This window comes from Agromyces sp. Marseille-P2726, from assembly GCF_902809835.1.
In the GTDB taxonomy this organism is placed as follows: domain Bacteria; phylum Actinomycetota; class Actinomycetes; order Actinomycetales; family Microbacteriaceae; genus Agromyces.
The window spans coordinates 71,356-95,435 of sequence record NZ_CADDWM010000015.1 but is presented as its reverse complement, the minus strand read 5'-3'; the positions used below and the strand labels follow the sequence as shown (position 1 = coordinate 95,435).

Genomic DNA, 24,080 nt, shown 5'->3' with positions numbered 1-24,080 from the left:
CTATGTTATGCGTGCGTGAAGAACGAGGCGTCGACGTCGCCCTCGGCCTCGCCGGCCTCGCCCGAGACCACGACATGCGCCGGTGAGAGCAGGAAGACCTTGCTCGTCACCCGCTCGATCTTGCCGTACAGGCCCTGCGACAGGCCGCTGGCGAAGTCGATCAGTCGACGGGCGTCGCCGTCGGACATCTGCGACAGGTTGATGATGACGGGCACGCCGTCACGGAAGGATTCGGCGATCACCTGGGCGTCACGGTACTGGCGCGGGTGCACGGTGAGGATCTCGTTCATCTCCGCCTGCGTTGTGGTCGGTTGGACATTGTGCTTGCGGAGCGGCGTCACCGCCGCACCCGTCTTGGGCGTCGCCACCGGGGGCGTGTGCACGACGGGGGCGGGAGCCGGAGCCGGCGGCGCGGCCTCCTGCTCGAGCTCCTCGTCGGCGAGTCCGAGGTAGACCATGGTCTTCTTGAGCGGGTTCGACATCGCTGCCTCCGTCTGGTTTCCGTCTGTTCGAGGCTAACCGGCGTCCGGCCGATTCCCGGTGATTGCCGTGCCGATCCGGAGGTGTGTCGCACCCTCCAGGATGGCCTCGCGGAAGTCCTCCGTCATGCCCATCGACAACCACGTGGCATCGGGCGCCATGACGCGAACGCGTTCCGAGAGCAGTCGCACTCGCGCGAACGCCGGACGAGCCGGTTCGCCCAGCGGCGCCACGGCCATCAGCCCGCGCAATCGCAGTCCGGGCGTGCCGAGCATCTGCTCGACGAGCTGCTCCACCTCGTCGGGTTGGACCCCGCCTCGGGCCGGGTCGGGGGTGAGGTTGACCTGCACGAGGGTGTCGACGGACGCCTCATCCGATCGCAGGGCCTCGACGAGCGAGGGCCGGTCGACCGAGTGGATGACGCTCGCGTACGCCCGGACCTGCCGCGCCTTCTTGCTCTGCAGCTGCCCGACGAAGTGCCATGTCAGGTCGAGGTCCGCGAGGGCCGCGGCCTTCGCCTGCGCCTCCTGGTGCCGATTCTCGCCGAAGTCGCGGACCCCGAGCCCGGCGAGCTCGGCCACGAGCGACGCCGGCTGGAACTTCGTCACGACGATCGTCGTGATCTCGGCGGGGTTCCGCTCGGCGTCGCGCGCGGCATCCGCAATGCTCGCCCTCACCGAGGCGAGCCGATCCTCGAGCGTCGTCACCCGTGCTCCCGATCCGCCGGCGCACTCGTCATCACTTCAGGAAGTCGGGGATGTCGAGGTCGTCGTCATCGTCCTTGAACGCCGGATCCGTCACGATCTGGTCGGCCGCGGCCGTGGGGGCGTCGCCCCAGTTCGCGGTCTCGACGAGTTCCTCGATGTCGATCTCGCCGATCACGTCGGCGGTCTCATCGCCGGCCGTGGACCCGCCGACGCCGGCACCGACCGCCGCGCCGACCGCCGCGGGCACGAAGCTCGAGCGCCTCGCCTCGACCTGCACCGGCTTCGCGTTCGGCTCCCCGCCGTCGAAGCCGGCGGCGATCACGGTGACGCGCACCTCGTCGCCGAGGGTGTCGTCGATGACCGCGCCGAAGATGATGTTGGCCTCGGGGTGCACCGCCTCCTGCACGAGACGAGCGGCGTCGTTGATCTCGAAGATGCCGAGGTTCGACCCGCCCTGGATGGAGAGCAGCACGCCGTGCGCGCCATCGATGGACGCCTCGAGCAGCGGACTCGCGACCGCGAGCTCGGCCGCCTTGATCGACCGGTCGGCCCCTCGGGAGGAGCCGATGCCCATGAGCGCCGACCCGGCGCCCTGCATGACCGACTTCACATCGGCGAAGTCGAGGTTGATGAGTCCGGGCGTGGTGATGAGGTCGGTGATGCCCTGGACACCGGCGAGGAGCACCTGGTCGGCGGTGGCGAACGCCTCGAGCATCGAGATCCCGCGATCGCTGATCTCCAGCAGGCGATCGTTCGGCACGACGATGAGGGTGTCGACCTCTTCCTTGAGCCGCGCGACCCCCTGCTCGGCCTGGGTCTGGCGGCGCTTGCCCTCGAACCCGAACGGCTTCGTCACCACGCCGATGGTGAGTGCGCCGATGGATTTCGCGATCCGGGCGACGACCGGAGCGCCGCCGGTGCCGGTGCCACCGCCCTCGCCCGCCGTGACGAACACCATGTCGGCTCCGGCCAGCGCCTCCTCGATCTCCTCGGCGTGGTCTTCGGCGGCCCGGCGCCCCACCTCGGGATCGGCACCGGCGCCGAGGCCGCGGGTGAGGTCGCGGCCGACATCGAGCTTGACGTCGGCGTCGCTCATCAGGAGCGCCTGGGCATCGGTGTTGATCGCGATGAACTCGACTCCCCGGAGGCCGAGCTCGATCATGCGGTTGACGGCGTTCACGCCGCCGCCGCCGATGCCGACGACCTTGATCACGGCGAGGTAGTTCTGGTTAGTCGACATCTCCGGCCCTCCGTGCGAACTCTGAACCTTGAACCTCTAGTGGAAGGTTAAAGTTTTGCTGAGTATGCAATTCCTGATTCGAAGGTAGGTGCCGCGCGCCACGCATCCGGCAGCAGTCCCCGCGTGTCGTGCGATCCGTCGAGCAGAGTCACGGATACAGCGGCCGACCGCGGCTCGGAGGCGTCCTCGGACTCCGAGTTCCTCCGGTTCGGGCGATCTCGAGTCCCGATTCCTCGCCCACCGGCCAGGCCGGCTGGGCTCACTCGGTGACGGGGCTCGTCGGGGCCGAGACGTCGTACCGCGACACCGTGTCGGGCGGAGCGGCGAGCATGAGCGATGCGAGCACGTCGGCCTTCAGCTCGGAGTCCTCGGCACTCCCCCACACGACCCTCGCGCCGGCGGCGAGGTCGAGTTCGACGTCGTCTGCCGTGTCTGCGGTCGCGCCGACCACCTGGGCCCGCACCTCAGCAGGCAGGCTGCGCACGACCGCCGCGACCGCCCGGAATCCCTCGTCGGCCACCCCGCCTTCGGTCTCGATGAGCGGCTGCCCCTCGGGCACCTCGGTCGGACGGTCGATGACCACGCCCGCGGCATCCACGAGCTCGAGCCCCGAGTCCGTCTCGATCACGCCCACCGGGGTCCGCTCCACGATGCGCACGACGAGCGTTCCGGGTGGGATCGTCTCGGTCGCGTACGTCTCGATGAGCGGGAACTTCGACAGGGCGGAGTACACCTCCGCCCCGTCGATGAGCGGCAGCGGCGTGCCGACGATGCCCGCGAACGCCTGCTGCACCTCCGCCGCAGGGATGCGCTGAGCCCCCTCGACGCGCACCTCGCGGAGCGCCATCAGCGGTGAATAGGCGCCGATCGCGATGGTGGCGACCAGCGCCACGATCGACCCGGCGACGACTGCCCAGGTGATGCGACGGCGCCGCGACCGCTTGGTGAACCGTCGCACCTCCTGGCGCTCGTAGCGTCGTCGCTCACGGGCGGCGGCCGCGAGGGCACGGCGAGCGGCGCGATCGCTCAGCGGATTCGCTGCCGACGGGACGGGAGCGTCGGATCGTTCGCCGTCGGCATCGGATTCGGCGTCGTGCCGCGCGGGTGCCGCAGCTCCCTCGGGTCGATCGAGGCCATCGCCTCCCAGCACGGGAATCGGGTCGGTGGGCACACTGTCCGAGTCGAACTGCCCGCGCCGACCGAGGACCTCGGGCGGCGGAGTGTCGTGCGGCCGGCTGGGCGGCTTGCCCGGCGGGGTTCGCACCGCCGCCCGGGGCGCGGGCGGCCGGTCGAACCCCTGCGGTCGCTTCACGCGCCGTGCCGCCTCATGCGCGCTCCCGTTCGAGCGAGCCGAGCAGCTGCGGCACGATGCGGTACACGTCGCCGCAGCCCAGGGTGATGACGAAGTCGCCCTCGCGTGCGATGCGGGCGGTGTGGTCGGCCGCCTCCTGCCAGTCGGGCACGAACGCGACGTGCGACGGATCCTCGAAGCGCTCGCTCACGAGTGCGCCGGTGACACCGGGCTCGGGGTCCTCGCGGGCGCCGTACACGTCCAGCACGACGGTCTCGTCGGCGTAGCGCTCGAGTACTTCGGCGAACTCCTTGGCGAAGAGTCGGGTGCGGCTGTAGAGATGGGGCTGGTGCACCGCGATGATCCGGCCCCTGCCCACGACGGTGCGCGCGGCCGACAGGGCCGCGGCGACCTCCGTCGGGTGATGGGCGTAGTCGTCGTAGACGCTGACTCCGCCGACCGTGCCGTGCAGTTCGAAGCGTCTGCCCGTGCCCGCGAAGCGCTCGATGCCCGCGAGCGAGGCCTCGGGGTCGAAGCCGAGCCCCACCAGCACGGCGAAGGCGCCCGCGGCGTTGATCGCGTTGTGCCGCCCGGGGATGCGAAGGGTCGCGCGGTATTCCGCGTCCTCGTATGCGATCGCGAACGAGACGGGCCCGTCGGTCTCGATGGAGTGCAGTCGCACGGTCGCATGCGGCGCCTCCCCGAAGCTGATGACGCGCGGATGCGAGAGCCGCTCGGTGACGCGGACCGCGCCGGCGTCGTCGGAGGAGATGACGACGAACTCGCGAGCGCGGTCGGCGAAATCGACGAACGCCTGCTCGAACGCGTCGAGCGAGCCGTAATGGTCGAGATGGTCGGGGTCGACATTGGTGATGAGGGCGACCGACGTGTCGTAGAGCAGGAACGAGCCGTCGGACTCGTCGGCCTCGACGACGAAGAGATCGGCGGTGCCGGCGGACGAGCTCACCCCGAGCTCCTCGATCACGCCGCCGTTGACGAAGCTCGGGTCGGCACCCAGCTCCAGGAGCGCCGTGATGATCATGCCCGTCGAGGTCGTCTTGCCGTGGGCGCCGGCGACCGAGACGAGTCGCTTCCCGGCGATCAGCCACGCCAGCGCCTGCGACCGATGCAGCACGGGCAACCCGCGCTCGAGGGCCAACTGGTACTCGGGGTTGTCCTGCCAGAGTGCTCCGGTCACCACCACCGCCTCGGCGTCGCCCACGTTCGCAGCGTCGTGGCCGATCGCGATCTCCGCGCCGAGCTCGCGCAGGGCGGTGATGTTGTCGGAGTCTCGGACGTCGGAACCGGTCACCCGGTGACCGGCGCCGAGGAAGAGCCGCGCGATGCCGCTCATCCCCGATCCTCCGATGCCGACGAAGTGCACCGAGCCGAGCTCGGCGGGAATGTTGGCGTTGAGGTCGGGCTTGATGGTCACGAGCGGCGGTCTTCCTGGGCGAGTGTCTGGGTGCGGGGCGGGTCAGGGTCGGACGGGATGCCGCGGCATCCGCTGCCTCCACGTTACGCGCTGCGGGCGCGGTCGCCGGCACCCCCGCCGAGCGCCCCGTCGATGAGTGCCACCATGCGATCGGTGCCGTCGCGACGACCCACGGATGCCGCGGCCGCCGCCATGGCCTCGACGCGTGGCTCGTCGCGGAGCAGCGGCACGAGCTCCCCCGAAACCCACGTCGGAACGAAGTCGGCATCGTCGACGAGGATGCCCCCGCCGGCGTCGATCACGTCGGCGGCGTTGAACCGCTGCTCGCCGTTGCCGACGGGATATGGCACGTAGACCGCTGGGATCCCGAGGGCCGCGAGTTCGCTCACCGTGGCGGCCCCTGCCCGCGAGACGGCGGCGTCGGCGATCGACAGGGCGAGGTCCATGCGGTCGGCATACTCGACCATGCGGTAATCGAGCACGCCGGGATCGGTCACGTCGGAGGACGCGCCGGTGATGTGGAGCACCTGCCACCCCGCCGCCGTGACGGCGTCGGCGCTCTCGACCATCGTGCGATTGATGCGCCGCGCCCCGAGCGAGCCGCCCGTGGCGAGGAGCACCGGGCGCGCGGCGTCGAGCTCGAAGTACCGGGCGGCCTCCGCACGGCCCGCATCGCGGTCGAGCGTCTCGATCTCGCGCCGCAATGGCATGCCGACGAGCTGGGCGTTCCGCAACCGCGTCCGGCTGAACGCGATTCCGACGGCCGCGGCCCATCGCGCCCCCAGCCGGTTGGCGAGACCGGGCCGGGCGTTCGCCTCATGGATGACGACGGGCACGCGCGCCCGCCGGGCGGCGAGGTACGCGGGTGTCGACACGTATCCGCCGAAGCCGACGACGACGTCGACGCCTCGGCGGTCGATGATCTCCTGCACGTCGCGGATCGATCGCAGGAACCGGCCGGGGAATGCGAGCGCTGCCCGGTTCGGCCGGCGTGGGAACGGGACCTTCGCGATCGTGAGCAGCTCGTAGCCGCGCGCCGGGACGAGTCGGGACTCGAGCCCCTCGGCCGTGCCGAGCACGAGCACCTCGTCGTCGGGATGCCGCTCGCGAAGACGGTCGGCCACGGCGAGCAGTGGATTCACGTGGCCGGCAGTTCCCCCGCCGGCGAGGAGGTAGACGGTCATCGAGGCGTCCGCAACGCCTTCGCGGCGGCGCGCGCCTCTGCGCGAGCGGCCGTGCGGGCCTGCGCTTCGGGATCGCGCGCGACGGAGAGTACGACCCCGATCGCGAAGAGCGTGGTGAGCAGGGCGGTACCGCCGGCCGAGACGAGCGGCAACGGTACGCCGAGGACGGGGAACACTCCGAGCACGACTCCGATATTGACACATGCCTGGCCGACCACCCACACGAGCACGACGGCCGTGACGGCCTTGGCGAACGGGGTGCGTGCCGCCCGGAGTACGCGTGCGAAGGCGATCGCGAGCACGACGAAAAGCCCGATCACGACGATCCCGCCGATCAGCCCGAGTTCCTCGCCGATGATCGCGAAGATGAAGTCGTTGTCCGCCGCCGGGAGCCACGACCACTTCGCGGTCGAGTTGCCGAGACCGACGCCGAAGATCCCACCGTTGGCGAGGGCGAAGCGTCCGTGCTGGATCTGCCAGCAGTCCTCTGTGTCGAACTGCGTGCAGTTCTCCTGCAGAAATGCGGTGATGCGCCGCATCCGGCTGTCACTCGAGACCGCCACGATCACGAAGATCGCGGCGCCGAGGAGCACGGGCGGCAGCAGGAGCCGGAATCGAACGCCGATGAGGAAGAGGGCTCCGAGCAGCATCGCCCCCATGATCATGACGGTGCCGAGGTCACCGCCGATGAGCACGAGGGCGATCGCGACCCCCCCGATGAGCAGGATGGGCACGATGCCATGGCCGAAGTCGTCGAGCTGCGCCTGCTTCTTCGTGACGATGAGCCCGAGCCAGATGACGAGCGCCACCTTGATGAGCTCCGACGGCTGGAACGGCGGAATGGGGCCGAGCGCCAGCCAGTTCGTGTTGCCGCCGACGGTGATGCCGAGGGGCGTAGCGATGACGAGCACCTGGAGGACGCAGGCGACGAGGAGCAGCGGCCAGGCGATGCGCATCCATACGCGTTCGGGCATGCGGCTGGAGATGAGCATGATCGGGACGCCGAAGAGGGCGTAGACCCCCTGCCGCGTGGCCTGGACGAAGAATCCGCCCTCTTCGAGGTTGGACTCGACCGACGAGGACGAGAGCACCATGACGAGGCCGAAGACCACAAGGAAGAGCGTGGTGCCGAGCAGCAGGAAGTAGTCCTTCGACTCGACCCTGAAGACGCGACCCAGCCGGATGCGAGCCGCCGAGACGCCGCCGGCCTCAGACTTCGGCGTTCGGGGCGGCCGGGCCGGCCGGGCCGTTCGGGGCGGATTCGCCATCCGCCTCACCTCCCAGCCTCGCTCTGACCGCCTCGTGGAATCGCCGACCGCGATCGGCGTAGTCGGCGAACTGGTCCATCGATGCCGCCGCCGGCGCGAGGAGCACGGTGTCTCCGGATTCGGCGACGGCCGCGGCCAGTGCGACCGCGTCGGGCATCACCGTCTCAGTGTCATCCGCCACCACCTCGAACAGCGGCAGATCAGGCGCGTGTCGCCCGAACGCCGCGACGAGGGCCGCTCGATCGACGCCGATGACGATCGCCGCCCGCAGCCGATCGACGTGGGCCGCGACGAGGGCATCGGCGTCGACGCCCTTCAGAAGCCCGCCGACGATCCACACCACTCGTCCGAAGGCCCGCAGGGATGCCTCGGCGGCATGGGGGTTGGTGGCCTTCGAGTCGTCGATCCACCGGATCCCGCCGGCGACCGCGACCAGCTGGATACGGTGCTCATCGAGCCGGAAGTCGCCGAGCGCATCGTGGATCACGCCGACGGGCACGCCGTACGAACGAGCCAGGGCCGCCGCCGCGAGGATGTTCTGCACGATGTGCGGCGCGGCGAGCCCATGCGGCTCGAGCTCGCCGAGCGTGATGATCTCGAGCGCGGCGGTGCGGCGCTCGTCGAGGAAGGCACGGTCGCAGAGGATGCCCTCGACGACGCCGAAGTCGCTGGGACCGGGTACGTCGAGGCCGAATCCGATGGCGCGCGCACCCTCCTCGACCTCGGCCTCCTCGACCATGTGCATGGTCGCCTCGTCGGCGCGGTTGTACACGCAGGCGACCTTCGTGTTCTCGTACACGGTCGCCTTGGCCGCGCGATACGCGTCGAGCGATCCGTGCCAGTCGATGTGGTCGTCGGCCACGTTGAGCACGACGCTCGCCCAGGGGTGCAGCGCACCCGGGCCCGTCTTCGGCAGGTGGTGCAGCTGGAAGCTCGAGAGCTCCACGACGAGCACGTCGAACCCTCCCGGGTCGCGCACGGCGTGGAGCACGGGCACGCCGATGTTGCCGCACGGCGCGGCGCGCAGCCCGTTCGCCGCGAGGAACGTCGCCGCCAGCTGCACGGTGGTGGTCTTGCCGTTCGTCCCCGTGACGAGGATCCAGTCGGCCGCGTCGACCTTGTCGCGCACCCGCCAGGCGAGTTCGATGTCGCCCCAGACGGCGACACCCGTCGTCGCCGCCCATTCGAGCACGGGGTGGTCGGGGTGGAAGCCCGGCGAGGCGATCATGAGCTCGGGCCCGAACTCGGTGAGCTCGGCAGGCACCGAATCGAGCGGATGCCGCACGAGGCGCGCCCCGATGACCTCGAGGATTCGCGCGCGATCGTCGTCGACCTCGGGCGCGAGCACGAGCACGTCGGCGCCCAGCTCGGTCAGGGTGTCGGCCACGGCGAACCCCGTGACACCGAGCCCGAGGACCGCCACGCGGAGCCCGCCCCAGTCGGCGTTCCAGCTGGTGAGCGAATCGAGACGAGCGGCGGCTGCCGCGGCATCCGTCGTGCTCAACTCTGCAGCCATTCGAAGTAGAAGCTGCCGACGCCCGCCGCCACGAGCAGGCCGCCGATGATCCAGAAGCGCACGACGATGGTGACCTCGGCCCAGCCCTTGAGCTCGAAGTGGTGGTGGATCGGACTCATCAGGAAGATGCGTTTACCCCCGGTGAGCTTGAAGTACGCCCGCTGCACGATCACCGATCCGGTCTCGATGACGAAGAGACCGCCGATGAGCACGAGGAGCAGCTCGGTGTGGCTGACGATGCCGAGTGCAGCGAGGGCGCCGCCGAGCGCGAGCGAGCCGGTGTCGCCCATGTAGATGTGCGCCGGATTGGTGTTCCACCAGAGGAAGCCGATGAGCCCGCCCACGATGGCCGTGGCGACGATCGCCAGGTCGAGTGGATCGCGGACCTCGTAGCACCGGTACGCGTCGCTCGGGTTGAGGTTCTCGCTGAAGCACGACTGGTTGAACTGCCAGAACCCGATGATGACGAACGAGCCGATCGCGAGGATCGATGCCCCACCCGCCAGCCCGTCGAGGCCGTCGGTCACGTTCACCGCGTTGGAGGCGCCCACCGTGAGGAGGCAGATCCAGATGACGTACAGGATGATGCCGACCACCGTGCCGAACACCATGAAGTCGAGCGGCAGATCGCGGATGAACGAGATGCTCGTGTTGGCGGGCGTCACGTTCTGCTCGTTGGGGAACTGCAGGGCGAGCAGCGCGAAGACCGTCGCGACCACCACCTGGCCCGCGACCTTCGCCCAGCCACCGAGACCCAGGCTCTGCTTCTTGCGGGTCTTCAGGAAGTCGTCGATGAAGCCGACGAGCCCGAGCCCCACCATCATGAGCAGGACGAGCAGGCCCGACGCGGTCGGCGGTTCGTTGCTCACCACGAGGGTCGCCGTGAAGTACCCGAAGAGGGTGCCCAGGATGAAGATGATGCCGCCCATCGTGGGCGTGCCGCGCTTGACGTGGTGGCTCTTGGGGCCATCGTCTCGAATGAACTGTCCCCAGCCGATCCGCGTGAAGAGGCGGATGAACAGCGGGGTCAGGAAGAGCGTGAAGGCGAGGGACAACGCCCCGGCGGACAACAGTGCTCTCACGCGAACCATTCTCCCAGTCGGTCGCCGAGGAGGCGCAGACCCGCCGCGTTCGACGATTTCACGAGCACCGTGTCACCCGGGCGCGCCATGGAGACGACGAGGTCGAAGGCCTCGTCGGCGGACTCGACGAAGGCCGACTCGCCGTCCCACGAGCCCTCGTTGATCGCCGAGATGTGCAGGCGACGCGCACCCTGCCCCACGACCACGAGCTGCGAGATGCCGAGCCGCACCGCCAGGAGGCCGATGGCGTCGTGCTCCTCCCCCGAGAACTCGCCGAGTTCGCTCATCTCGCCCAGCACGGCGATCGTGCGCGTTCCGGGCGCCTTCACCTGGGCGAGGGTCTTCAACGCCGCCGACATCGAATCGGGGCTCGCGTTGTACGCGTCGTTGATGACCGTGATGCCGTCGCGGCCACCCATCACCTGCATTCGCCAGCGTTCGGCGAGCGTCACCGATTCGAGGCCCTCGACGATGGTCGGCAGCGGCACGCCGAGCTCGACGGATGCCGCGACCGCCGCCAGGGCGTTCATGACATGGTGCTCACCGAGCACCCCGAAGCGCACGCGCGCGGACTCGCCGGTCGCGAGCTGCACCGTGAAGTCGGTACCGCGGGCATGCGTCACGACGTCGACCGCGCGGACGTCGGCGTCGGGCCCCAGCCCGAATCTGACGACCCGGGCCCTCGTGAGATCGGCCATGGGCGCGACCCGAGGATCGTCGGCGTTCAGCACCGCGACATCCGATTCCAGTAGGTCGGTCACCATCTCGGACTTGGCACGCACCGTCTGCTCGATGCCGCCGAACTCGCCGGCGTGCGCCAGGCCGACCTTCAGGACGATGCCCACGTCGGGACGCGCCATCCGCACGAGGCGTGCGATCTCGCCGACGGCCGACGCGCCCATCTCGGCCACGAGGAACCGGGTCTGGTGGGTGAGCTCGAGCATCGTGATCGGCGCCCCCACCTCGTTGTTGAACGAGGCTCGCGCGGCGACCGTCGGGCCGACGCGTTCGAGCACCGTGCGCAGGAGGTTCTTCGTGGTGGTCTTGCCGTTCGAACCCGTGACCCCGACGATGCGGAGGTCGCCACCGTCGCGCACGCGGCGTACCACCTCGGCGGCCAGGGCACCGAGAGCGTCGACCGTGTCTGCGACGACGACCTGCGGAACGGCGAGGTCCAGTTCGTGCTCGACGACGACGAGGGCCGCGCCATGCTCGACTGCCGCCGGAGCGAACCGGTGGCCGTCGTCGAACTCGCCGCGCTTGGCGAAGAAGACCCCACCGGGGACGATCTCGCGGGAGTCGGTGGTGACGGCGCCGTCGATCACCGTCTCAGGGGCGGCATCCGTACGGTCGGTGCGCAGCGTGCCGCCGACCGCCGATGCGATCTCGGCGAGGGTCAGGGCGATCATGCGGGCCAGCCCGCCTCACGCAGGGCCTGCTTCGCGTCGTCTCGTGCCGAGTATGGGATCTTCACGCCCTTCACCTCGTGGTACTCCTCGTGGCCGGGACCAGCGTAGAGGATGACATCGTTCTCGCTCGCGAGAGCGAGTGCCTGCCGGAATGCCGCCCTCGGGTCGGGGACCTCGTGGATCTCACGGTCGGGCACGGCCGCTCGAGCCCCGGAGATGAGCGCGGCCCGGATCGCGGCGGGATCCTCGAAGCGCGGATGGAAGTCGGTGATGACGACGATGTCGGCGCCGCGTGCCGCGATGGCGCCCATCTCGGCGCGCTTCGTGCTGTCTCGGTCGCCGTCGGCGCCGAACAGCATGATGAGCCGGCCCGTCGCGATGCGGCGGATGGCGTCGAGGGTCTGCTGGAACGCGTCGGGAGTGTGGCCGTAGTCGATGTAGACGATGGGTCCGCTCTCGCCGGAGACGCGTTCGGCACGGCCAGGGATGTACGCGTCGATGCCGCCGTCGCGCTCGAGCACGTGCGCGACCTGGTCGAGGTCGTACCCCGATTCGACGAGCATGACGATCGCGAGGGCGGCGTTGGCGGCCATGAACCGGCCGATCAGGGGAACCCTGGTCTGGAGGCGCCTGCCATCGGCACCTTCGAGCACGAATGAGGTGTGGGTCGCGGTCTCGTCGAGCACGACGAGGCGCCAATCGGCCTCGACCTCGGGATTCGTGCTGAGCGTCGTGACGGGGATGCGGGATTCGGAGACGAGGCGGCGGCCCCAGTCGGAATCGATGGTGACGACGCCGCGACGCGACCGCTCGGGCTGGAAGAGCTCCCGCTTGGCCTCGAAGTAGACGTCCATCGACGCGTAGTCGTCGAGGTGGTCGTGGCTCAGGTTCGTGAACCCGACGACGTCGAAGACGAGGCCGTCGACCCGGTGACGGCTCAGCGCCTGAGCTGAGACCTCGATGCCGACGCCGCGCACGTCGACCTCCCGCATGCGCGCCAACAGGGCGTGGAGCTCGCTGGCCTCGGGGGTCGTGAGCGAGCTCGTGACTGCTTCGTCGCCGATGCGGCGCTCGGCGGTCGAGGTGAGCCCAGCCACCACGCCGAGCTGGCGGAGGATGCCGTACAGGAGGTACACCACGCTCGTCTTGCCGTTCGTGCCCGTGACGGCGAAGAGCGTCGCCGGGTTCTCGGCCGTGCGGTGGATCCAGGCCGCCACGTCGCCCAGGGCGGCGCGGGCGTCGTCGGTCACGAGGATGGGCAGGCCCGCGTCGGCGGCGAGCTCGGCGCCCGCGGCATCCGTCAGCACCGCCACCGCTCGGGCGTCGCGGGCGGCCGCCGCGAACGATGCGCCGTGCACGTTGCGGCCCGGCACTCCCACGTACAGGTCGCCCGGTTGCACGGCCGAAGAGGCGAGGACCACGCCGGTCACCTCGAGCCCGGAGATGTCGCCGCGCACGTCGAGATCGAACGCCTCGGCCAAGCCGTGCAGGGATCGGGGGCTCGGATGCTGCGGCCGGAGGGCCGTTGGAGGCGATCCGGTCACGAACCCAACTTTCTCACCAGGTGGCTGGCAGCTCGGGCGCCGGAGCGCCGGATGGAACCGTCCGATACTTCTTCAGCACCTGACTCATCACCTGTTGGAAGACGGGAGCGGATGCGGCGGACGAGTTCATCTTAACGGGATTCATGATGCTCACCGAAACGACGAAGCGGGGGTCATCGGCCGGGGCGAATCCCGACACCGAGACGAGGTAGCCGCTGAGGTAGCCGCCGTTGCCGTCGGGAACCTGTGCGGTGCCGGTCTTCGCCGCGACCCGGTATCCGGGGATCTCCCACTCGTCGGCGAGCCATCCCTCGAGGTACACGCGCTCGAGCATCGCGGCCGTCTGATCGGCCGCGTCTTCGGAGATGACGCGCGTTCCAACGGGCCCGTCCTCCCCGTCGGCGGATCCGACGGCCTCGCCCGTCGCGTCGCCCGCCGCCTCATCGCCGCAGCCGTCGACGAGCCGCACGGGCATCCGGACGCCCCCGTTGGCGATCGTCTGGTAGATGCTCGCGATCTGCACCGCAGTGGTCGTCAGGCCCTGTCCGAACATCGTTGCGTACTGCGTCTGGTTGTCCCACGCCTCGGGCCCGCCGTGGAGATCGCCCGGCTCCTCGCCAGGGAATCCGACCTCGGTGACCTCGCCGAGCCCGAACCGCTGCATGTACTCGTACCGCTGGTCGTCGGTGAGCCGCTCGCCGAATCGCGACATCCCCGTGTTCGAGGAATCGATGAGCACGCCCGTGAGCGTGTACGGCGTGTCCTCGTGGAAGAAGCTGTCGGTGATGTCGGCGCCGTTCGGCGGGAGGTACTGGTAACCCGAGATGATCTGGCTCAGCGCATCCGCCTTGCCGGCATCGATGACGGATGCCGCGGTCAGCGACTTGAACGTCGATCCGGGCTCGTAGGGGGCCGTGAACGCGCGGGAGCCGCGATCACCCTCGGCGGTGGCCGTCGGCTCGTTCGGATCGATGGTCGGCACGTCGGCGACCGCGAGGAGGCGCCCCGTCTTCGCCTCCATGACCGTCACCGTCGCCCACTCGGCACCGGTCGCCTGCACCTGGGCCTCGGCGATGCGCTGCACCATCCACTGCAGGTCGGAGTCGATCGTGAGGCGGAGTGTGCCGCCGTCGCGGGCCTGCTCGTGGACGACCTCCGTGCCCGGGATCTGCACCCAGTCCTCGAGGCTGTGCAGCCAGCTCACCTCGCCGTTTCGCCCGGCGAGGCATGCGTCCTCGGAGAGCTCGACACCCGCCAGCGGTTGGCCGTCGTCGGCCCGGACGAAGCCGAGCAGATTGCCCGCGACCGCACCGTTGGGGTAGGTCCGGCTCGGGTGCGGGTACGGCACGACCCACGGGATGTCGAGCTCCTTCACCTTCTCGTACGTCGCCGTGTCGACGAGTTTCGCGACGTACGCGAAGTCGGACTCGGGATCGTCGGCGAGTGCCGCCGAGATGATGCCCTGCACCTGTTCACCGGTGAGCCCCACGACCGATCCGAGCTCTTCGGCGGTCTGCTCCAGCGGGATGTCGACGGATCTCGACGAGTCTGGGTCGGACGGGTCGGGCTCGTATCGCGTGATCGGTCCGGCCGTCGCGTTCTTCGGCGACAGCGCGATGTCGTAGCGCATGACGGTGTCGGCGAGGATGGTGCCGTCGGCGTCGACGATGTCGCCGCGGGCCCCGTAGACCGGTACGGTCACCGACCGCCGGCCCTGGGCCTCCTCGCTCAGCTCGGCCGCCCGCACGACCTGGAGATCGACGAGTCGGACGACGAACACGGCCACCATGGCGACGAGCAGGACGGCCGCCAGGACGATCCTGCGCATGGGATGCCGGGTCGTCGTGCGATTCATCGAGTCCCTTCCGGTTCGGCGCTCAGTGCGTTGCGGGTGTCGGCAGGCCGTCGCTCGGCGGCGGGACGACCGGGGGCGTCTCGGGCGCTGCGGGTTGCGCCTCGCTCGATGCTGCCCCGTTCGGAGTCTGCCCCGCCTGCTCGGTGACGGGCGGCACGCCGTCGAGGAGGGCATTCGGCACGAGCGGGCCGGATGCCGCGACCCCACCGGTCGCAGGGGTCGGCTCGCCGAGCACGGCACCGTCGGAGAGCCGCAGGTACACCGGACTCGTGTTCGGCACCATTCCCAGCGCTTCGGCGTTCATGGCCAGGTACTGCGGGGACTGCACGCGGTCGAGGTCCTCCGAAAGCTTCTGCTCCTCCCTCGCCAGCACCGCCTGCCGGAGCTGGTAGCCGTCGATCTCGTATGCGCCCTGGGCCACCGCGATCGAGAGGAGCAGTTGGGCGACCACGATCACGGCCACGCCGCCGAGTGCGACGATGGCGTAGACGAGTCTCGGCTTCGCACGCCGCTGCGCCGGTTCGGGGACCGGCCGCAGTCGCCGTGGCGGCTTCGGCCCGCTCGGGCGGGGTTCGGGAAGGGATCGGGCCGGCAGTACAGTCACGACGGCCTCCTCACTCGTTCGGCGGCGCGCAGCCGCACTGGCTTGGCACGCGGGTTCTCCGCCTGCTCGGATTCGCTCGCGAGCTCGGCGCCTCGGACGAGGAGCCGGAACTGCGGGCGGTGTTCGGGCAGTTCCATCGGAAGCCCGGCCGGAGCCGTCGAGCCCGAGGCGACCTGCAGCGCTCGCTTCACGATGCGATCCTCGAGCGATTGGTACGCCGGCACGACGATCCGCCCTCCGATGGCGACGGCGTCGAGGGCTGCGGGAACGGCGCGTTCGAGCACCGAGAGCTCCTCGTTCACCTCGATGCGCAGCGCCTGGAAGACGCGCTTGGCCGGGTGGCCCTGCCGCTGCACCGCGACGGGCGTCGCGTCGGTGAGGATGGCGACGAGCTGAGCGGAGCGCGTGATCGGCGCCTCGGCACGGGCCGTGACGATCGCACGGGCGTAGCGCTGCGCGAGCTTCTCCTCGCCGTACTCCTGGAAGATGCGGCGCAGCTCCTGCTCGCTCGACTCGGCGATGACGTCGGCGGCCGTGCGACCGCGACTCGAGTCCATGCGCATGTCGAGCGGGGCATCCTTCGCGTAAGCGAACCCGCGCTCGGCGCGGTCGAGCTGCAGCGATGAGACCCCGAGGTCGAAGAGCACGCCCTGCACCTCGTCGAAGCCCTCCGACCGGATCGCCTGGGCGATGCCGTCGTAGACGGTGTGCACGAATCGAGCGCGGTCGCCGAATGGGGCGAGGCGCTCACGGGCGATCGCCAGCGCGTCGGTGTCGCGGTCGAGGCCGATGACGGTGAGCTTCGGGAACCGCTCGAGGAACGCCCGGCTGTGCCCGCCCATGCCGAGGGTGGCATCGACCAGCACGGCGTGCTCACCCTCGATGGCGGGAGCGAGCAGCTCGACGGTGCGCTCGAGCATGACGGGGGTGTGGATGCGTTCGATGTCCATGATTCCTTCGGGATGGGTCCCGGACTCCGATCCCCATCCGTTCGTCCTGATGCGGGGAAGTGCACCAGGCGCGCACGGCTGGGAGTCGCAGTCCGGGACTAGAACAGCCCGGGGATCACCTCCTCCGCCGTCTCCGCGAAGGCCGCCTCCTGCTCGGCGAGGTATGTCTGCCATGCCTCGGCATCCCAGATCTCCACCCTGCTGCCGGCGCCGATGACCGCGAGGTCTCGGTCGAGCCCCGCATAGCTGCGGAGCGTGGCCGGGATGGTGACTCGATGCTGCTTGTCGGGGGTCTCCGCGGACGCCCCCGAGAGGAAGACGCGCATGTAGTCGCGCGCCTGCTTGCTCGTCACGGGGGCTTGGCGGATCTTGTCGCTCATCTGCTCGAACTCGCGTGCGCTGAACACGTAGATGCAGCGCTCTTGGCCGCGCGTGAGCACGAGGCCGGTCGAGAGCTCCTCCCGGAACTTCGCCGGAAGAATGACGCGACCTTTCTCATCGAGCTTCGGTTCGTAGGTCCCGAGGAACATCGCATCACCCCCTTCCTCCGGCCAGGATCCAGGTGACCCCACTTTACTCCACTCTCATCCACCCAACAACGACATTCGCTCGATTTCGGGCGCACGAACGTGTGAGAACCCTGTGAATCCGCGGGATTCGGGAGGTGGAGGGAAATGGAGTTTCGCGGTGCAGCGGCACCAGCGCTCGGCGCGAGTCAGCCCGAGGACGGCCGCACGACCTGCTTCCAGCGGATCTCCCGCCGGTGCACGTCGGCCGAAGACGACGAAAAACGGGCCGATCCGAAGATCGACCCGTCGAAGTGGTGCGAAGTGGAGGGACTCAGTCGCGGCCCTCTTGACGCCGGTCCCACCGCTCGTTCAGGCGGTCCATGAATCCTCCGCGGGATCGTTGCATCTTCGCTGCCGTCTGAGGCGCCCCTGGCACGGCACCGGGTGCACCGCGCTTGCTGGGCGTGATGGCGATGAGCACGCCGGCGAACATGAGCGCGAAGCCGATGATGCCGACGATGAGCAACTGGAGCGCCACACCTGCGATGAGGGCGCCGACGCCGGCTACCGCGAGCAGCACGCCGAGCACGATGGCTCGGTAGTTGGGACGTCGACCACGCACACCGCCGACGGCATGCACGAAGTCCGCGTCATTGCGGTAGAGGTTCCGCTCCATCTCCTCGAGAAGACGTTGCTCCTGCTCTGAAAGCGGCATCTCATTCCCCTCAGGCTCGGGATCGACGCATCCGAGTCCATTCTAGCCCGCCGCCGCCTCGCTAGGCTAGGCGGGTGACTCACGGTTCCCGGCTGGTCGATATCGTCCAGGCGCGCATCGAGGAATTCCTCGGAGAACGCTCTTCCATTGTCCGCTCGATCAGCTCGGATCTGGCCCCGTTGACATCGATCTCAGAGCGGTTTCTCAGCGGTGGCAAGCGCTTCCGTGCGCTGTTCTGCTACTGGGGCTGGGCGGCGGTCGAGGGGCACGGGTTCGATCCGTTCGCATCGGAGGAACGTGCCGACACGTACCCGGTCGTGTCCGCGGCATCGGCGCTCGAGCTCTTCCATGCCGCCGCGCTCGTGCACGACGACATCATCGACAACTCCGATACGCGACGCGGTGCTCCCGCAGCGCACCGGCTGTTCGAACGGCTGCACGCCGACCGCGGCTGGGCGGGGGGCTCGGTCGAGTTCGGTCGCGCCGCCGCGATCCTGCTCGGCGACCTGTTGCTGGGATGGAGCGATGAACTGCTCGACGAGGGACTCGATCGCCTGTCCGACCGTGCCGCAGCCCGTGCTGCTCGCGACGAGTTCATCCGCATGCGCATGGAGGTGACCGCCGGGCAGTACCTCGACATCCTCGAGGAACGCGCCTGGCTCACGCGATCCGAGGAGGAACAGCGCGCGAGGGCCGAACTCGTCATCACCTACAAGTCCGCCAAGTACTCCGTGGAGGCGCCGCTGGCCATCGGTGGAGCCATCGCGGGCGCATCCACCGCCCAACTCGATGCGCTGCGCGGCTTCGGCCTCCCCCTCGGCATGGCATATCAGCTGCGCGATGACCTCCTCGGCGTCTACGGCGACCCCGAGGTGACCGGGAAGCCGAGCGGCGACGACCTCCGGGAGGGCAAGCGCACGGTGCTCGTCGCGCTCGCGCGCGAGCGCCTCGCCCCCGGTCAGCGCCGACTCCTCGATGAACTGCTGGGCGACCCCGCCCTCGATCCCGAGCAGGTGCGGATGCTGCAGCGCACGATCACCGAATCGGGTGCCGTCGACGAGGTCGAGCGCCTCATCGCCGACCACGTCGCACGAGCGACCGCCGTGCTCTCCGACGCCAGCCTCACCCGGGAGGCGAAGTCCGAGCTCGGATCGCTCGCGAACGCGGTCGCGCGGCGATCGAGCTGAGGCTGATCGGGCCGGGGTCGCGATCAGGCCAGCGCCTGCGCGACCCGGCGGACCTCGGACTTGCGGCCGGCACGGAGCGCGGCGATGGGCGTCGTGCCGAGGCTGTCCTCCTCGGAGAGCAGCCACTCGAGCGCCTCGCCGTCGCTGAAGCCGCCGTCGGCGAGCACGATGGCCGTCCCGTGCAGCTCGGGCAAGGGAGCGCCGTCTCGCAGGAACAGGGCCGGAACCTTCAGCACGCCGTCGACGCGTGTGGCGAGCAGATGGCGGTCGTCGATGAGGCGGCGGATTCGGCTGGGGCTCTGCCCGAGCAACTCGACGAGCTCGGGAACGGTGAGCCACTCGGTCTGTTCGGCGTCGGTCACGTCACCAGATTGCCAGACCTCCGGCGCCGGAGGAAGCCGACATCCGCACGGAGCCCGGGCCGTCGACACCCGTCGGAGCACGGACTCGGAAGACGCGCGGCGAGGTCGTTGACTCGACTCCGGCCCTGTGCGACGGTGACCGCAAACGCCGAGGAACCACGTCGGCGGAGGGGGAACGATGGGGAGCTTCCGTCGAGCACTGAGCGTCCCGCTCGCCGTCGTGAGCACCGTCGCGGTGACCCTCGGCATCGCGCACCCCGCCGAGGCAGTGCCGCAGCCGGCCAAGCGGCAGGCGAAGGCGAAGACCCAGCCGGCGGGCGTTCGGACCGCCCAGACCTCGCCGGCGGCCGCTGCACCCGCGGAGTACACCGTCGTCGAAGGCGACACCGTGAGCGGAATCGCCGAGCACTTCGGCCTCGCCACCGCCGAGGTGCTCGCCCACAACGGCCTGAGCTGGTCGAGCCCCATCTTCCCCGGCCAGCGACTCGCCCTTCCCGGCGCACCGGCGCAGGCACCTGCTGCAGGCCCGCCGCCCGACATCGCGAAGCACGTGGTCGTCGCGGGTGACACGCTGAGCGGCATCGCGTCGGCGTACGGACTCGACCTGGCGAGCGTTCTCAGCGCGAACGGGCTCGGGCCGTCGAGCCTCATCTTCCCCGGCGAGTCGATCGTCCTCCCGCTGACGGGGACGGCACCGGATGTCGCCGCGACGGCGCCCGCGCCTCCGCAGGTCGAACCCGACCCGGGCCCAGCGGCCACCATCCCCGAGACGGAGCACATGCTTCCCGTGGCATCCGTCAGCATGCCCCTCGACGACGAGATGCGGTCGAACGCCCGGCTCATCATCGAAGTGGGACGCGCACTCGGCGTGCCCGATCGCGGCCTCGTCGTCGCGCTCGCCGCGGCCGCCCAGGAGTCGGGACTGAAGAACCTGCGCCACGGCGACCGCGACTCACTGGGGCTCTTCCAGCAGCGCCCGAGCCAGGGCTGGGGCTCGATCGACGAGGTCCTCGATCCCGTGCGCGCGACCCACGCATTCTACGGAGGCGAGGCGAACCCGAACGCGGGCCGCACCCGTGGCCTCCTCGACATTCCCGGCTGGGAGACGATGACCGTCACCGAGGCGGCGCAAGCGGTGCAGCTCTCGGCGCATCCCGACCACTTCGCGAAGTGGGAGGCCGCTGCGACGGCTTGGCTCTCGGAGCTGGGGTGACGCGTCCGATGCCGCGACGCGTCGCGGCATCCCGTCATCACGAAGCCGTTGCGATGTGCGACGTTCGCGGCGTTTGACACCCGGCGGGCATATACGCCTTCGTAGACTCGAATGGTGACCACCGCGCCCGCCGACCCGATGATCGGCCGTCTCATCGACGGCCGCTATCAGGTGCGCTCGCGGATCGCCCGAGGCGGCATGGCGACGGTCTACCTCGCGACCGACCTGCGCCTCGAACGACGGGTCGCGATCAAGATCATGCACGGCCACCTCGCCGACGACAACACGTTCAAGACTCGGTTCGTGCAAGAGGCGCGTTCGGCCGCGCGGCTCGCCCACCCCAATGTGGTCAACGTCTTCGACCAGGGGCAGGACGCGGAGACGGCGTACCTCGTGATGGAGTACCTGCCGGGCATCACCCTCCGCGATCTGCTCAAGGACTACAAGAAGCTCACGCCAGAGCAGACGGTCGACATCCTCGACGCCGTCCTGTCGGGCCTCGCGGCCGCCCACAAGGCCGGCATCGTGCACCGCGACCTGAAACCCGAGAACGTCATGCTGGCCGACGACGGTCGGATCAAGCTCGGCGACTTCGGACTCGCCCGAGCCGCCAGCGCCAACACCGCCACGGGCCAAGCGCTGCTCGGCACGATCGCCTACCTCTCCCCCGAGCTCGTCACGCGCGGCGTGGCCGACGCCAGGAGCGATGTGTACGCCGTCGGCATCATGATGTACGAGATGCTAACCGGCGAGCAGCCGTACGTCGGCGAAGCCCCGATGCAGATCGCCTACCAGCACGCGAACGACTCGGTTCCCGCCCCGAGCACGAAGACCCCCGCCGTGCCCGCCGAACTCGACGAGCTCGTGCTGTGGGCGACCGCGCGCGATCCCGAGCGTCGACCGCACGACGCCCGTGCCATGCTCGACCGCCTCCACGAGGTGGAGCCGGCGATCCGCGCTCCCGGGGTCGTGGTGCGCGCCACCCAACCGACCATGGTGGTCCCGAACGCCGCGGCGCCGATGGCCGGCGCGACGGCCGAGACGGCGATCCTCGGCGGCGGTGTGCCCGTGCTCGCGGCCCCGACGCTCGAGGCGTCCGAGGTCGGCGAGGACACCGCCGCGCTGACCGCGACGACCGAGCGGCGCAAGCGGCGGGGCTACTGGATCTTCGCCCTCGTCCTGCTGCTGACCGGCCTCGCCGCCGGAACGGGCTGGTACTTCGGAGTCGGGCCCGGAGCCCTCGTCACGGTTCCCGACGTGTCGACCCTCCTCCCCGAAGAGGCCCAGCAGGTGCTCGAGCAGGAAGGCTTCCAGGTCGTCCCCGGCGAACGCAACGACCCGCTCGTCCCGCAGGGCCAGATCTCGGGCACCGACCCCGCCGCCGGTGAGCAGGCACAGCGCGGATCGGCCGTCACCATGTTCGTCTCGCTCGGGCCGAGCCTCATCCCGATGCCCGACGTGATCGGACAGGCTGAAGCCGACGCCCGTGTGGCCCTCGAACAGTTCACGGTCGCCGAGCAGAACGTCCAGCAGTTCTCATCGGATGCCGCAGAGGGCACGGTCATCGCCGTGCTCGGCGCCGACGGCAACATCGTCGAGGCCGGTGCCGATTACCCCGAGCTCGGCGACGTCGCCCTCGTCGTCTCCGTCGGCGCGATCCCGCCTGTCGAGGGCCTGCCCGTCGGGGAGGCCCAGGGCGCACTCGAGGGCGTCGGACTGGTCGTGGAGTTCGCCGACCCCGAGTTCCACGACGAGGTTCCGGCGGATCACGTGATCACGGCGACCTACACGAACGACCCGATGCACCCGGGCGACTCCGTCGTGCTGACGACGTCGAAGGGTCCCGACCTCGTCGCGGTGCCGAACGTCATCACCGGCCAGACCATCGCCCAGGCGCGGGAACAGCTCGAGGCGCTCGGCTTCGTCGTCACGTCGAACGTGCCGCAGTTCCTCGAGGGTGCCGTGGTGGCATCGGTTCAGAGCCCTGCTGCCGGCGAGACGTTGAAACGCGGCTCGGAGATCACGGTGAACTTCCAGCCGTGACGCCCGGTCACCGGCGCCCGCCCGGGCACGGGCCGAGCGGGCGCTCGGGCGTCACCGCGCGGCGAGCTGCTCGGCCACGAGGAATGCGAGCTCGAGCGACTGCATGTGGTTCAACCGCGGATCGCAGAGCGACTCGTAACGGGTGGCCAGGGTCTCCTCGTCGATCTGCTCGGATCCGCCGAGGCACTCGGTGACGTCGTCGCCGGTGAGCTCCACATGGATGCCGCCCGGGTTCGTTCCGGCAGCGCGATGGGCCTCGAAGAATCCCTTGACCTCGTCGACCACGTCGTCGAAGCGTCGGGTCTTGTAGCCGGTCGGCGTGGTGATGCCGTTGCCGTGCATCGGATCGGTGACCCAGAGCGGATTCGCGTCGCTGCGCGTGATGGCCTCGAGCAGTGGCGGCAGTGCGTCGCGGATCTTCTCGGACCCCATGCGAGTGATGAACGTGAGGCGGCCGGGCTCGCGGTGGGGGTCGAGCTTCTCGACGAGTTCGAGCATGGTCTCGGGCGTGGTGGTGGGCCCGAGCTTCACGCCGATGGGGTTGCGGACGCGCGACAGGAAGTCGACGTGGGCGCCGTCGAGGTCGCGTGTGCGCTCGCCGATCCAGATGAAGTGACCCGACGTGTCGTACGGCGTGCCCGTGCGCGAGTCGATGCGCGTCATCGGCCGCTCGTAGTCCATCAGGAGGCCCTCGTGGCCCGTGTAGAACTCGGTGTGCTTCAGCGCCTCGAAGTCGGCGCCGCACGCGTCCATGAACTTGATGGCGCGGTCGATCTCTCGGGCGAGCGACTCGTACCTGGCGTTCGCCGGGTTGGCCGCGAACCCCTGGTTCCACGAGTGCACCTGCCGCAGGTCGGCGAACCCGCCCTGGGTGAAGGCGCGGATGAGGTTCAGCGTCGATGCCGCCATGTGGTAGCCGCGCACCATGCGGGCGGGATCGGCCTGCCGCGACTCGGGGGTGAAGTCGTAGCCGTTGACGATGTCGCCGCGGTAGGCGGGCAGGGTGACCTCGCCACGGGTCTCGGTGTCGCTCGAGCGGGGCTTCGCGAACTGGCCCGCCATACGACCCATCTTGACGACCGGCATCGAGGCACCGTAGGTGAGCACGACGGCCATCTGCAGCACGGTCTTCACCCGGTTGCGGATCTGATCGGCAGTGGCGCCGGCGAACGTCTCTGCACAATCGCCACCCTGCAGCAGGAACGCCTCGCCCCGCGACGCCGACGCCAACCGGGTGCGCAGCATGTCGACCTCGCCGGCGAAGACGAGCGGCGGCAGGGTCGCGAGCTCGGCGGCCGCCGCGTGCGCGGCGTCGGGATCGGGCCAGACGGGCTGCTGCTTGATCGGCAGCGTGCGCCAATAGTCGAGGCCGTCGATCACTGAGGGATCTGGGGAGACGACGGGCTCGACGAGCTGTACCACTGGACTGTCCTGAGGGTGCGGGCGCTACGGCGCCGGAACGGGAATGCGGCAACGCACGTCGCGC

The 24,080-nt window shown here is 69.8% G+C and carries 21 protein-coding genes; 3 read left to right on the top strand and 18 right to left on the bottom strand.

Annotated elements, in window-relative coordinates; translation table 11 throughout:
* Positions 1 to 5: 5 nt before the first annotated feature.
* The 16 genes from HUS56_RS13060 to HUS56_RS12985 all read right to left on the bottom strand — a co-directional run bounded on the left by HUS56_RS13060 (position 6) and on the right by HUS56_RS12985 (position 17,789).
* Positions 6 to 482, bottom strand: coding sequence for a cell division protein SepF (locus HUS56_RS13060; protein ID WP_173923879.1), 477 nt, complete (start codon positions 480 to 482; stop codon positions 6 to 8).
* A gap of 33 nt (positions 483 to 515) precedes the next feature.
* Positions 516 to 1,187: a YggS family pyridoxal phosphate-dependent enzyme gene (locus HUS56_RS13055; protein ID WP_254431455.1), complete on the bottom strand. Its 672-nt coding sequence runs from the start codon at positions 1,185 to 1,187 to the stop codon at positions 516 to 518.
* Between the two features lie 31 nt (positions 1,188 to 1,218).
* On the bottom strand, positions 1,219 to 2,427 hold the full coding sequence (gene ftsZ / locus HUS56_RS13050) for a cell division protein FtsZ (protein ID WP_173923878.1): 1,209 nt from the start codon (positions 2,425 to 2,427) through the stop codon (positions 1,219 to 1,221).
* 259 nt (positions 2,428 to 2,686) lie between these two features.
* On the bottom strand, positions 2,687 to 3,739 hold the full coding sequence (locus tag HUS56_RS13045; RefSeq protein ID WP_254431454.1) for an FtsQ-type POTRA domain-containing protein: 1,053 nt from the start codon (positions 3,737 to 3,739) through the stop codon (positions 2,687 to 2,689).
* A 13-nt stretch (positions 3,740 to 3,752) separates the two neighbouring features.
* Entirely contained in the window at positions 3,753 to 5,153 is a 1,401-nt protein-coding gene (gene murC, locus HUS56_RS13040; RefSeq protein ID WP_173923877.1) for a UDP-N-acetylmuramate--L-alanine ligase, read from the bottom strand.
* 83 nt (positions 5,154 to 5,236) lie between these two features.
* On the bottom strand, positions 5,237 to 6,337 hold the full coding sequence (gene murG / locus HUS56_RS13035; protein WP_173923876.1) for an undecaprenyldiphospho-muramoylpentapeptide beta-N-acetylglucosaminyltransferase: 1,101 nt from the start codon (positions 6,335 to 6,337) through the stop codon (positions 5,237 to 5,239).
* Positions 6,334 to 7,605 carry a putative lipid II flippase FtsW gene (gene ftsW, locus HUS56_RS13030; protein WP_173923875.1) on the bottom strand — a complete coding sequence of 424 codons (1,272 nt, stop codon included), beginning with the start codon at positions 7,603 to 7,605 and terminating at the stop codon, positions 6,334 to 6,336. The genes murG and ftsW overlap by 4 nt, the downstream gene beginning before the upstream one ends.
* Positions 7,547 to 9,121 carry a UDP-N-acetylmuramoyl-L-alanine--D-glutamate ligase gene (gene murD / locus HUS56_RS13025; RefSeq protein ID WP_173923874.1) on the bottom strand — a complete coding sequence of 525 codons (1,575 nt, stop codon included), beginning with the start codon at positions 9,119 to 9,121 and terminating at the stop codon, positions 7,547 to 7,549. The genes ftsW and murD overlap by 59 nt, the downstream gene beginning before the upstream one ends.
* Positions 9,106 to 10,203: a phospho-N-acetylmuramoyl-pentapeptide-transferase gene (gene mraY / locus HUS56_RS13020; protein WP_173923873.1), complete on the bottom strand. Its 1,098-nt coding sequence runs from the start codon at positions 10,201 to 10,203 to the stop codon at positions 9,106 to 9,108. Before mraY ends, murD begins: the two co-directional genes overlap by 16 nt.
* On the bottom strand, positions 10,200 to 11,612 hold the full coding sequence (murF, locus tag HUS56_RS13015; RefSeq protein ID WP_173923872.1) for a UDP-N-acetylmuramoyl-tripeptide--D-alanyl-D-alanine ligase: 1,413 nt from the start codon (positions 11,610 to 11,612) through the stop codon (positions 10,200 to 10,202). Before murF ends, mraY begins: the two co-directional genes overlap by 4 nt.
* On the bottom strand, positions 11,609 to 13,156 hold the full coding sequence (locus HUS56_RS13010) for a Mur ligase family protein (RefSeq protein WP_173923871.1): 1,548 nt from the start codon (positions 13,154 to 13,156) through the stop codon (positions 11,609 to 11,611). Before HUS56_RS13010 ends, murF begins: the two co-directional genes overlap by 4 nt.
* 13 nt (positions 13,157 to 13,169) lie before the next feature.
* Positions 13,170 to 15,011 (bottom strand): penicillin-binding protein 2, encoded by a 1,842-nt coding sequence (locus tag HUS56_RS13005; RefSeq protein WP_173923870.1) that lies wholly within the window; start codon positions 15,009 to 15,011, stop codon positions 13,170 to 13,172.
* 22 nt (positions 15,012 to 15,033) lie between these two features.
* Positions 15,034 to 15,615, bottom strand: coding sequence for a hypothetical protein (locus HUS56_RS13000; protein ID WP_173923869.1), 582 nt, complete (start codon positions 15,613 to 15,615; stop codon positions 15,034 to 15,036).
* Entirely contained in the window at positions 15,612 to 16,565 is a 954-nt protein-coding gene (gene rsmH, locus HUS56_RS12995) for a 16S rRNA (cytosine(1402)-N(4))-methyltransferase RsmH (RefSeq protein WP_173923868.1), read from the bottom strand. Before rsmH ends, HUS56_RS13000 begins: the two co-directional genes overlap by 4 nt.
* Positions 16,566 to 16,663: 98 nt before the next feature.
* Positions 16,664 to 17,095, bottom strand: a complete 432-nt coding sequence (gene mraZ, locus HUS56_RS12990) for a division/cell wall cluster transcriptional repressor MraZ (RefSeq protein WP_148735185.1) — start codon at positions 17,093 to 17,095, stop codon at positions 16,664 to 16,666.
* A gap of 310 nt (positions 17,096 to 17,405) precedes the next feature.
* Positions 17,406 to 17,789, bottom strand: a complete 384-nt coding sequence (locus HUS56_RS12985) for a DUF3040 domain-containing protein (RefSeq protein ID WP_173923867.1) — start codon at positions 17,787 to 17,789, stop codon at positions 17,406 to 17,408.
* A 74-nt stretch (positions 17,790 to 17,863) separates the two neighbouring features.
* Between HUS56_RS12985 and HUS56_RS12980 the strand changes: the two genes are divergently transcribed.
* Positions 17,864 to 18,976, top strand: a complete 1,113-nt coding sequence (locus HUS56_RS12980) for a polyprenyl synthetase family protein (protein ID WP_173923866.1) — start codon at positions 17,864 to 17,866, stop codon at positions 18,974 to 18,976.
* A 23-nt stretch (positions 18,977 to 18,999) separates the two neighbouring features.
* Here HUS56_RS12980 and HUS56_RS17370 read toward each other — a convergent pair whose 3' ends face one another.
* Complete coding sequence (locus HUS56_RS17370; RefSeq protein ID WP_254431452.1) at positions 19,000 to 19,338, bottom strand: Rv2175c family DNA-binding protein; 339 nt, start codon at positions 19,336 to 19,338, stop codon at positions 19,000 to 19,002.
* A 178-nt stretch (positions 19,339 to 19,516) separates the two neighbouring features.
* Between HUS56_RS17370 and HUS56_RS12970 the strand changes: the two genes are divergently transcribed.
* Entirely contained in the window at positions 19,517 to 20,551 is a 1,035-nt protein-coding gene (locus HUS56_RS12970; protein ID WP_173923864.1) for a LysM peptidoglycan-binding domain-containing protein, read from the top strand.
* Between the two features lie 111 nt (positions 20,552 to 20,662).
* Complete coding sequence (gene pknB / locus HUS56_RS12965; RefSeq protein ID WP_254431451.1) at positions 20,663 to 22,594, top strand: Stk1 family PASTA domain-containing Ser/Thr kinase; 1,932 nt, start codon at positions 20,663 to 20,665, stop codon at positions 22,592 to 22,594.
* A gap of 51 nt (positions 22,595 to 22,645) precedes the next feature.
* On the opposite strand, the gene HUS56_RS12960 is transcribed toward pknB, so the two are convergent.
* Positions 22,646 to 24,016 (bottom strand): class II 3-deoxy-7-phosphoheptulonate synthase, encoded by a 1,371-nt coding sequence (locus HUS56_RS12960; RefSeq protein WP_254431450.1) that lies wholly within the window; start codon positions 24,014 to 24,016, stop codon positions 22,646 to 22,648.
* Between the last annotated feature and the right edge of the window lie 64 nt (positions 24,017 to 24,080).

Excerpts from the sequence above, each read along its gene's own strand:
- HUS56_RS13060 (WP_173923879.1), bottom strand. The coding sequence starts at position 482 with ATGTCGAACCCGCTCAAGAAGACCATGGTCTACCTCGGACTCGCCGAC.
- ftsZ (WP_173923878.1), bottom strand. The coding sequence starts at position 2,427 with ATGTCGACTAACCAGAACTACCTCGCCGTGATCAAGGTCGTCGGCATC.
- murG (WP_173923876.1), bottom strand. The coding sequence starts at position 6,337 with ATGACCGTCTACCTCCTCGCCGGCGGGGGAACTGCCGGCCACGTGAAT.
- ftsW (WP_173923875.1), bottom strand. The coding sequence starts at position 7,605 with ATGGCGAATCCGCCCCGAACGGCCCGGCCGGCCCGGCCGCCCCGAACG.
- murD (WP_173923874.1), bottom strand. The coding sequence starts at position 9,121 with ATGGCTGCAGAGTTGAGCACGACGGATGCCGCGGCAGCCGCCGCTCGT.
- murF (WP_173923872.1), bottom strand. The coding sequence starts at position 11,612 with ATGATCGCCCTGACCCTCGCCGAGATCGCATCGGCGGTCGGCGGCACG.
- HUS56_RS13005 (WP_173923870.1), bottom strand. The coding sequence starts at position 15,011 with ATGAATCGCACGACGACCCGGCATCCCATGCGCAGGATCGTCCTGGCG.
- rsmH (WP_173923868.1), bottom strand. The coding sequence starts at position 16,565 with ATGGACATCGAACGCATCCACACCCCCGTCATGCTCGAGCGCACCGTC.
- mraZ (WP_148735185.1), bottom strand. The coding sequence starts at position 17,095 with ATGTTCCTCGGGACCTACGAACCGAAGCTCGATGAGAAAGGTCGCGTC.
- HUS56_RS12985 (WP_173923867.1), bottom strand. The coding sequence starts at position 17,789 with ATGCCGCTTTCAGAGCAGGAGCAACGTCTTCTCGAGGAGATGGAGCGG.
- HUS56_RS12970 (WP_173923864.1), top strand. The coding sequence starts at position 19,517 with ATGGGGAGCTTCCGTCGAGCACTGAGCGTCCCGCTCGCCGTCGTGAGC.
- pknB (WP_254431451.1), top strand. The coding sequence starts at position 20,663 with ATGGTGACCACCGCGCCCGCCGACCCGATGATCGGCCGTCTCATCGAC.